The organism is Acinetobacter sp. V2 (genome assembly GCF_001188385.1).
In the GTDB taxonomy this organism is placed as follows: Bacteria; Pseudomonadota; Gammaproteobacteria; order Pseudomonadales; family Moraxellaceae; genus Acinetobacter; species Acinetobacter oleivorans.
In genome coordinates this window covers 1,148,511-1,156,655 of the sequence record NZ_JZFB01000001.1, presented here as the reverse complement: position 1 = coordinate 1,156,655, position 8,145 = coordinate 1,148,511, and the positions used below count along the sequence as shown (strand labels likewise).

Below are 8,145 nucleotides of genomic sequence, written 5' to 3'. Positions count from 1 at the left end.
CCTGAACCTGAACCTGAACCTGAACCTGAACCTGAACCTCACTCTAATCAGGATTTAATGGTATTTGATCCAAATCATCATGAGTTGATTGGACTTGAGTCAGCAGTTGTTCAAGAGACTGTTAGTGTTCTGGAAGAAGATTTCATTCCGGTACCAGAACAAAAGTTAGTACAAGTTCAGGCAGAAGTCCAAACTAAAAATATTGAACCTGAACCAGCTTTCACTGCTGAACCTATGGGTTTATTTGAAACGCCTAAAACTGAGTTTTCGCTGGCCCAAGATACGCCTGATCTTGTTTCTGAACCTGTTATTGAACAGCAGTCATTTGTGCAAGCCGAAGTAATGGTTGAAACAGAAACAGTTGCAGTTGTTAAAGAGTCTGGCGAAACTGATAACGGGCAGCTGATGCCTCAAGATATCTTGAAGCTGGCTCCTCAAGTTTTAGAAGGTGAGTGGACACTTGAAAAATGGGAATATTGGTTTAGAAACAGTCAGCTTTCTCCAGCCGTCCAAGAACTTGCGCAACACGGTGTAATGACTGGTGAAATTGGCGGCAATACTATTTTCCATATTCCTCAAGAATATGAAAATATGCTGACTCAATTGCAGCATGGCCTTATTGATGCATTAAATGAGCAATGGCCGAATACTCAATTTACAGTTGAATATGGTGCTTTGAATACATCTACACCATATACCATTCAAAGTGCGCGTAAAGAAAAGGCCTTTCACCGAGCAGCCGAGCTTTTACAGCAACAGCCAGTTATTAAAAGTCTCATAGAAACTTTTGATGGCGAGCTACAAAATATTCAATTAAAGCCTTAAATTCATCTGATTTTTGATCTGGTGCAGAATATGAAAATAATAGAATTTTCATATTTTTCACTGGATTGAAATATTTGGGTCATGTCACTGTCATTGTACTTTTCTATGTTAGCCATTTTAGATTTTAAATGGATTGTACATAGCAATGAAAAGGCAATGCACTGGAATAAATTGTTTTAAATATTCATATTTTTTATTAATCGGCGCGATTCTGCTGAGTGGTTGTAACGACTCAGCAAATGATAATTCAAATACACCAGAAACAGGTAAAAAGCCTGTAATGCGCTGTGCTCCATAAACTTAAATAATAAAAAGAACCTGATCATGATTACACGTCGTAAATTTTTAAACTATTCTTTAAATATGGGTTTTGGTGCTGCGGCATTGGCAGCTTTCCCATCTAGTATTCAAAAAGCTTTAGCAATTCCTGCAAACAATAAAACTGGCACCATTCAGGATGTCGAACACGTTATTATTTTAATGCAGGAAAACCGATCTTTTGATCATTACTTTGGAACGTTAAAAGGTGTTCGAGGTTTTGCTGATCGTTTTACAATTCCTTTGCCAAGTGGCCGCCGTGTTTGGGAGCAGCTTAGAAGTAATGGGCAAGTTTTAACGCCTTTTCATTTAGATGGTACAGCCAATAATGCGCAGCGTGCAGATGGTACGCCACATACGTGGAACGATAGTCAGTTGGCTTGGGACAATGGGCGTATGGCGAATTGGCCAGCTCATAAAACTGATATATCCATGGGTTATTTTAAAGAAAAAGAAATTCCATATCAGTTTGCACTTGCCAATGCTTTTACGATTTGTGATGCCTACCATTGTTCCATGCATACCGGAACGGATGCAAATCGCTCTTTTCATTTAACTGGTACAAATGGTGCAACACCGACCAAGCGTTCATTTGTAAATAATGAATGGGACTGGATTGATGGTAACCCTGCCACGGCAGATCGTGGTTATACATGGAAGACTTATGCTGAGCGTTTAGAAGAAGCAGGGGTAAGCTGGATTTGTTATCAAAATATGCCAGATGAATGGGGCGATAACATGCTTGGAGCATTTCGTACGTTTAGAAAGGCAAATATTGCATCTGGTTATCCAGTTGCAAGCGGTGGTGAACCAAATAAACCATATGCAGATACGGGACAAAAACTACCATATAAAGCGTATGATGCTGCGACCGATAATGCCAAAAATCCACTCTATAAAGGCATTGCAAATACATTGCCGGGCAATAAACCAGAAGAATATCTCGATGCTTTTAAACGCGACATTCGTGAAGGTAAGTTACCTCAAGTTTCTTGGATTAATGCGCCATCGATTTACTGTGAACATCCAGACCCTTCAAGCCCAGTTCAAGGGGCTTGGTTTATTCAAGAAATTATTGATGCTTTAACTGCTGTGCCAGAGGTTTGGAGTAAAACAGCACTCATTATCAATTTCGATGAAAATGATGGTTACTTTGACCATGTACCGTCACCATCAGCGCCATCTCGACTCAAAAATGGTCAATATGCTGGCAAATCAACATTAAGTAGTGCCGATATGCAGGATGAATATTTTGACCACGCTGCGCCTGAAGGAAGCCATTCTCAGCCTACACCTGATGGACGAGTTTATGGTCCGGGCCCTCGTGTTCCGTTATATGTGATTTCACCATGGAGCCGTGGTGGTTGGGTGAATTCGCAAGTATTTGACCATACTTCTGTGCTCATGTTTTTAGAAAAACGTTTCGGTGTAAAAGAGCCGAATATCAGTCCATATCGCCGTGCAGTGTGTGGTGATTTAACCAGTGCATTTAACTTTAAAACACCAAATGCAGATGTTTTACCGCAGCTGAGTGGTAAACAAACACGTTTGCAGGCAGATGCATTAAGGAAAAATCAAGAAGCCTTGCCAGCTGTGCCTGTACCAACGGATACGAAGTTACCGATTCAGCAAAGTGGTATATGTCTATCGCGTGCGCTACCTTACGAACTGCACACCAGCGCGCGCTGTAAAGCTGATGGTAAGGTGCAATTGATTTTCTCTAATACAGGTCAGCAAGCAGCGGTTTTTCATGTATATGACAAACTTAACCTAGACCTTATTCCAAAGCGTTATATTGTCGAGCCGAATAAAACTCTAGATGACGAATGGGATGCTTTAAAAGATAACCTAGGTCGTTATGACCTATGGGTACTTGGTCCAAATGGCTACCATCGTCATTTTAAAGGGGATACTCAACGTATTGTTGATAGTGGCGTTAAACCTGAAATTCGAGTGTGCTATGACATTGCCAATGGCGATGTTTATGTTGAACTCATGAATGAAGGAACCAAGGATGCACTTTTGACGGTAAAACCTTGTGCATATCGACAAGATACGCCGTTACAACTTACCGTAAAAGCGGGACAGGTTGTTAAGCAACATTGGGCTTTGGCTGACGTGGGACATTGGTATGATTTTGAAGTTGCGAGTCAGAGTGATCCTTATTATTACCGACGTTTTGCGGGCCGAGTTGAAACGGGTGAAGACTCTTTTAGTGACCCCGCAATGATGTAAGTTTAGGTGGGCAAAAAGAAAAGATCATTTTCTTTTTGCCCCATTTTTTATAATAAATAACTTTTTAAAGCTTCACGAACTGACTCAGAAATTGGCACAGTCTTACGCGTTTCGCGATAAACAAACACATGTACAAAATGTCCTTGAGCTGAGGCTTGATCTTGACCTTGTTTAAAGATTGCCAATTCATAACGTAGTGAAGTCGTACCGATTTTACCAATCGCCACACCTACCTGAATAATTTCTGGAAATGATAACTCTTGTAAAAAGCTACAAGCTGAATCAACCACTAAGCCAATTGACTTTGCTTCATGAATATCAAAACCTGTTTTCTGAATGAGCAATGCATTGGCTGCTGTATCGAAGTAGCTATAGTAAGTCACATTATTCACATGACCGTAAATATCGTTATCTGCCCAACGCGTTTGAATATCTAAAAAGAACTTAAATTGATCTCGGGTTTTTAAAATTGGTTTAGCCATTAATGAATCGCCTGATAAATTGCCAAAGCAGCGGCTTCTGTCATGTCACGTGGATTATTTTGTAGTAAACGGGTTTGCAACATGGCATCTTCAGCAAGTCGAGGTAAGCTGGACTCGTCAATACCCAAATCACTAAGTCTTAAAGTCAAACCACTACGGTCTAAATGGTTCTGCATATGGTCAATAAACAGATCGCATAAACCATCGGTGCTGCCATTGCTGTATGGGTCGAGCCATTGCATAAGCTCTGCATAATATTTTTTTGCATTTGGTGCATTAAACTTTAATACTTCAACCAACACTAAGGCATTGGTATGCCCATGTGATAAGTGAAAATGTCCACCTAGTGGATAAGCTAAAGCATGCACAGCAGCAACTGGCGAGTTCGCAAATGCTTGTCCCGCGAGCATTGAACCGAACAGCATGTTTTGACGCGCTTCTAAATCATTACCATCTTTAAGAACTTTCGGTAAGTTATGGTTTAGTAGCTTCAAAGCATTCTTAGCTAAAATATCGGTGTATATATTCTTCTTGTGTTTAGAGGTATATGCCTCAATAGCGTGTACCATCGCATCGATACCTGTTGCAGCGGTAATATGTGCTGGAAGGTTTTGAGTAAAAGTAGCATCAAGAATCGCAGTGTCGGCGTATAGTATTGGAGAGACAATCCCCATTTTTGTTGTCTCACCAGTAGTCACAATTGAAATAGGTGTTACTTCAGAACCTGTACCCGCTGTCGTTGGAATCAAAATAAGTGGTAGGCGAGCTGTGGTTACCTGATTTACGCCATACATGTCTTGCAAACTTTGTGTTTGGTTGGGGTGGGCGAGTAAAGCGATTACTTTTGCAACATCCAAAGAACTGCCACCACCAAAACCAATGATGGCATCTACATTTTGCTGTTTTGCATAATTGGCTGCATCTAAAACAACTTGTTCTGGTGGGTCAGCCTGAACATCTGCATAAATAACATATTCAATGTTGAGGTTATCTAGAATTTGAAGAATTGGCAGGTGCAATTGATTTTTGACCATACCTGCATCTGTGACTAGCAATAGCTTACGGTAAGCTTTTGAAGACAAAACATTTTGTAATTCTTGTATAGAGCCTAAGCCAGAGATGATATTTGGAACAGTTTGAAATTGAAAATGGCTCATATACATTATTTCCTTATTTTTGAAAATTATTGTTGAACGGTTCTATAAGATTCAATCTTCAAATAACTTAGCATAAGACACCTTAAAATAAAGTAGTTCTGAGGCGATTATGTTGAGTGTTATATGAGATAGTCACTATTTTCATGTGGTCAGAGTCAGATGATAGACGGAGATCATGCAAGTAATTTAAAAGATCATCGAAAGGTGGGCTTTTTGTTATTTATAGGGTTCTGTAGATTTTCCTGAAGGCTGCTAATTCATATAATGTCTTAACAATTTATAATTTTATTCGGTTCAAAAGTGAAAATTTCTAAAACTTTACTTAGTGTTATTGGATGCACTTGCTTCATGCTTAGCTCCGCAGTAATGGCTAAAACTAGCTCTAGCGTCTATTCACCAAAAAAGGGTGTAATTTGTGACAAATATATTTGTGCTGACAAGAAGGGTGTATCTAAAAAACTTACCGCCAACTACTTAGGAACTCACAAAGCCAACAGAGCATTCTCTCAAGGCGATTTTGATACTTCAGCATTTACACTCTCAAATGGTGTGTTCTGTGATACCAAAACGAAACTATGTCATGTCGATCGATACTTTGAAAATGGGCATCGCAGCAAGATTGATAGACCTATGACTGATAAACTTTTTAAAAACAAGTGATTTTTGTCTTCATGTTGCTTAAAAGCCCATAATATTTGGGCTTTTTTACAGTTAAACGAAAGTGAGATGAACAGAACAAATTATTCCTTATTTCTGCGAGGAATGAGTTTCAGTTCCAGATTATTAAGATCTATGATCTGATTAGATGAATCTACAAGCTTGAGTTTGAGTTGATCATCTGAATTCTTCTCAAAAACTTTCACGACATCTTTATCTGCTTCAATAAAATTACTACCAGATTCAAGCATAGCAAGCAAAACAATATTTAGGCTTTTACCTTTTTGGGTGAGTAAGTATTCTTTACGCTCTCGTACACCCACTTCTTTATAAATTGATAGTTCAAATATTTCTAATTGAATGAGGTGTTTTAGTCGATTAGATAAAATTTGCTTCGATATACCTGTATTTTCTAGAAAATCATTGAATTTCGTTACGCCGTAAAAAGCTTCTCTCAACAATAGGATCGTCCAACTATCGTTCAATATCTCAGCAATTTTGAAGATTCCACATGTATCTACTGAAAATCTTTGATCTGCAATAATATTTGACATTCTAGGAAGCTCCAATTAACATGGGTCTATAATTTAGACCTAGACTTAATTCAGGTAGCATTATGCCATTTATAAATATACAAACTATAGAGGGTTTACTAGATAAAGATAGTAAAGCCGAGCTTTTCAAACGAATAACAGATTTATTTGTAGAGATAGAAGGAAAGGGAAATCCAGCTTTTCAAGAGCATGTCTGGATTCGAATTGATGAATATCCGCCTGAACAGTGGCAATTAGGTAGCTTAAGACCAACGAAGGAAATGATTGAGTTAATTAGCAACGTTAAATGATTGTTTTGGACTTTTTACTAAAACTGTATTAGAAAATCATAAGTTGCAAGTTAAGTATTTGCTAACCTGTTTTAAGATGTAAAGCTCATATAATTATTAATAATGTGAGTGTCTGCTTTGCTGTAAAAGCTCTCTTCGGAGGGCTTTATTGTTTTATTCAAAATTAGAAGGTCAGCTACTTTGTCGACTGATTTATCAACTTTTAATCTATTGATAAACATTATTTTCCTTTTCAAGCCATGTGAGTTTTGACAAAATGCAACACGTCACAATGGTCAATTCGATTCTGACAATCATTGATAGTTTTGTCAGGGTTTTACATGCTCCATATTTATTTCTATTTAATTCAAATGTTTGGAAGTAGTTTCTAATGGAAACACAATATAAGGTGTTATGCGTCTGTTTAGGAAACATTTGCCGTTCTCCCACGGCTGAAGTGGTTTTCAGACATTATTGTGATGCACATCAACTTAATGTCATTGTCGATTCAGCTGGAACGAGTAATTATCATCCAAATAAAGCACCTGATCAGCGTAGTCAGTTGCACGCTAAAAAAAGAGGTTATGACTTGTCGTCTTTACGTGCAAGGCAGCTTTCAACACAAGACTTTTTAGAGTTTGATTTGATTTTGGCAATGGATCACCAAAACTTTGATGATATTCATGACATGCTACAAAGTGCGGTTTCTCAGTTTAGTACTCATCAAATTCGTGCAAAAGTAGCTTTAATGAGTGAGCATGATCCTGAATATCCACAACAAGCCTTACCTGATCCTTATTATGGCGGTGCTGATGGCTTCGAGCGCGTACTTGACCAATGCGAGTCCAGTAGTTTGGCGTGGATTAATATTTTAAAAAAACAATTGAATGTTTAAGAATAGGTTTTTCAACACAATGCAAATTCAGAATCAGGTACAGCTTAAGCCATTCAATACATTAAGTTTAGATGCAACAGCTTCACATTACACAAAAGTCAGCAATATTCAGGATATTGAAGAAGCTTTGGATTTTGCTAAGCAGCATCATTTAAATGTACTTGTGTTATCGGGCGGTAGTAACATGTTGTTGCCGCAGCAGATCAATGCCTTAGTGATTCATCTTGATATTCAAGGAATTGAAGTTTTATCTGAAGATCATGATTTCGTTCGGGTTAAAGTGGGTGCAGGGCAGGTTTGGCATGATTTCGTTTTATATAGCACTCAGCAAAATTGGTTTGGTTTGCAGAATTTAGCGCTTATTCCAGGCTTAGTAGGTGCTTCACCCGTACAAAACATTGGTGCTTATGGAGTAGAGGTCGGTGAGTTTATTGAGTCGGTACAAGTGTATGACCGTAAATTAAAAGGAACTCAGACAATTTTAGCGGCTGACTGCCATTTCGCTTATCGCCATAGTATTTTTAAAGATGATCCGAACCGTTACATCATCACGCATGTCACTTTTAAATTACTTAAACAGCCAAATTTAAAACTTAACTATGGTGATTTGAAGCAAGCAGTTGGTGATAATCAGACTGCTGAGAACTTACAAAATCAAGTGATTCATATTCGCCAAAGTAAACTCCCTGATCCAAAAGAATATCCAAATGTAGGGAGTTTCTTTAAAAATCCGATTGTTAATCCTCAAGAATT

The 8,145-nt window shown here is 38.3% G+C and carries 8 protein-coding genes and 1 pseudogene; 6 read left to right on the top strand and 3 right to left on the bottom strand.

The features are described 5' to 3' along the window. Positions 1-825: pseudogene (locus tag UC75_RS05265) on the top strand (DNA polymerase III subunit gamma/tau); the annotation flags it as partial. A 324-nt stretch (positions 826-1,149) separates the two neighbouring features. Further along, on the top strand, positions 1,150-3,378 hold the full coding sequence (locus UC75_RS05260) for a phosphocholine-specific phospholipase C (RefSeq protein ID WP_049836927.1): 2,229 nt from the start codon (positions 1,150-1,152) through the stop codon (positions 3,376-3,378). Between the two features lie 47 nt (positions 3,379-3,425). On the opposite strand, the gene UC75_RS05255 is transcribed toward UC75_RS05260, so the two are convergent. After that, a complete protein-coding gene (locus tag UC75_RS05255; protein WP_049836926.1) occupies positions 3,426-3,860 on the bottom strand; it encodes an acyl-CoA thioesterase in 435 nt (144 codons plus the stop codon). Beyond that, the gene (locus tag UC75_RS05250) at positions 3,860-5,017 is read right to left on the bottom strand and encodes an iron-containing alcohol dehydrogenase (RefSeq protein ID WP_049836925.1); all 1,158 of its coding nucleotides are present in this window, start codon (positions 5,015-5,017) and stop codon (positions 3,860-3,862) included. The genes UC75_RS05255 and UC75_RS05250 overlap by 1 nt, the downstream gene beginning before the upstream one ends. 348 nt (positions 5,018-5,365) lie before the next feature. Here UC75_RS05250 and UC75_RS05245 point away from each other — a divergent pair, with 348 nt between their 5' ends. Continuing rightward, entirely contained in the window at positions 5,366-5,677 is a 312-nt protein-coding gene (locus UC75_RS05245) for a YcgJ family protein (RefSeq protein WP_049836924.1), read from the top strand. 80 nt (positions 5,678-5,757) lie between these two features. Here the strand turns inward: UC75_RS05245 and UC75_RS05240 are convergent, their stop codons facing one another. Continuing rightward, positions 5,758-6,228 (bottom strand): winged helix-turn-helix transcriptional regulator, encoded by a 471-nt coding sequence (locus UC75_RS05240; protein ID WP_049836923.1) that lies wholly within the window; start codon positions 6,226-6,228, stop codon positions 5,758-5,760. Between the two features lie 62 nt (positions 6,229-6,290). Between UC75_RS05240 and UC75_RS05235 the strand changes: the two genes are divergently transcribed. From UC75_RS05235 to murB, 3 genes are all read left to right on the top strand, one after another. After that, positions 6,291-6,518: a tautomerase family protein gene (locus tag UC75_RS05235; RefSeq protein WP_004791732.1), complete on the top strand. Its 228-nt coding sequence runs from the start codon at positions 6,291-6,293 to the stop codon at positions 6,516-6,518. A gap of 370 nt (positions 6,519-6,888) precedes the next feature. After that, entirely contained in the window at positions 6,889-7,392 is a 504-nt protein-coding gene (locus UC75_RS05230; RefSeq protein WP_049836922.1) for a low molecular weight protein-tyrosine-phosphatase, read from the top strand. Between the two features lie 19 nt (positions 7,393-7,411). Further along, positions 7,412-8,145: UDP-N-acetylmuramate dehydrogenase (gene murB / locus UC75_RS05225; RefSeq protein WP_228137102.1), on the top strand; the 734-nt coding region annotated here is incomplete at its 3' end.

What these genes read in the sequence shown, in the direction of transcription:
- UC75_RS05260 (WP_049836927.1), top strand. Translation starts at nt 1,150, where the DNA reads ATGATTACACGTCGTAAATTTTTAAACTATTCTTTAAATATGGGTTTT.
- UC75_RS05255 (WP_049836926.1), bottom strand. Translation starts at nt 3,860, where the DNA reads ATGGCTAAACCAATTTTAAAAACCCGAGATCAATTTAAGTTCTTTTTA.
- UC75_RS05250 (WP_049836925.1), bottom strand. Translation starts at nt 5,017, where the DNA reads ATGAGCCATTTTCAATTTCAAACTGTTCCAAATATCATCTCTGGCTTA.
- UC75_RS05245 (WP_049836924.1), top strand. Translation starts at nt 5,366, where the DNA reads ATGCTTAGCTCCGCAGTAATGGCTAAAACTAGCTCTAGCGTCTATTCA.
- UC75_RS05240 (WP_049836923.1), bottom strand. Translation starts at nt 6,228, where the DNA reads ATGTCAAATATTATTGCAGATCAAAGATTTTCAGTAGATACATGTGGA.
- UC75_RS05235 (WP_004791732.1), top strand. Translation starts at nt 6,291, where the DNA reads ATGCCATTTATAAATATACAAACTATAGAGGGTTTACTAGATAAAGAT.
- UC75_RS05230 (WP_049836922.1), top strand. Translation starts at nt 6,889, where the DNA reads ATGGAAACACAATATAAGGTGTTATGCGTCTGTTTAGGAAACATTTGC.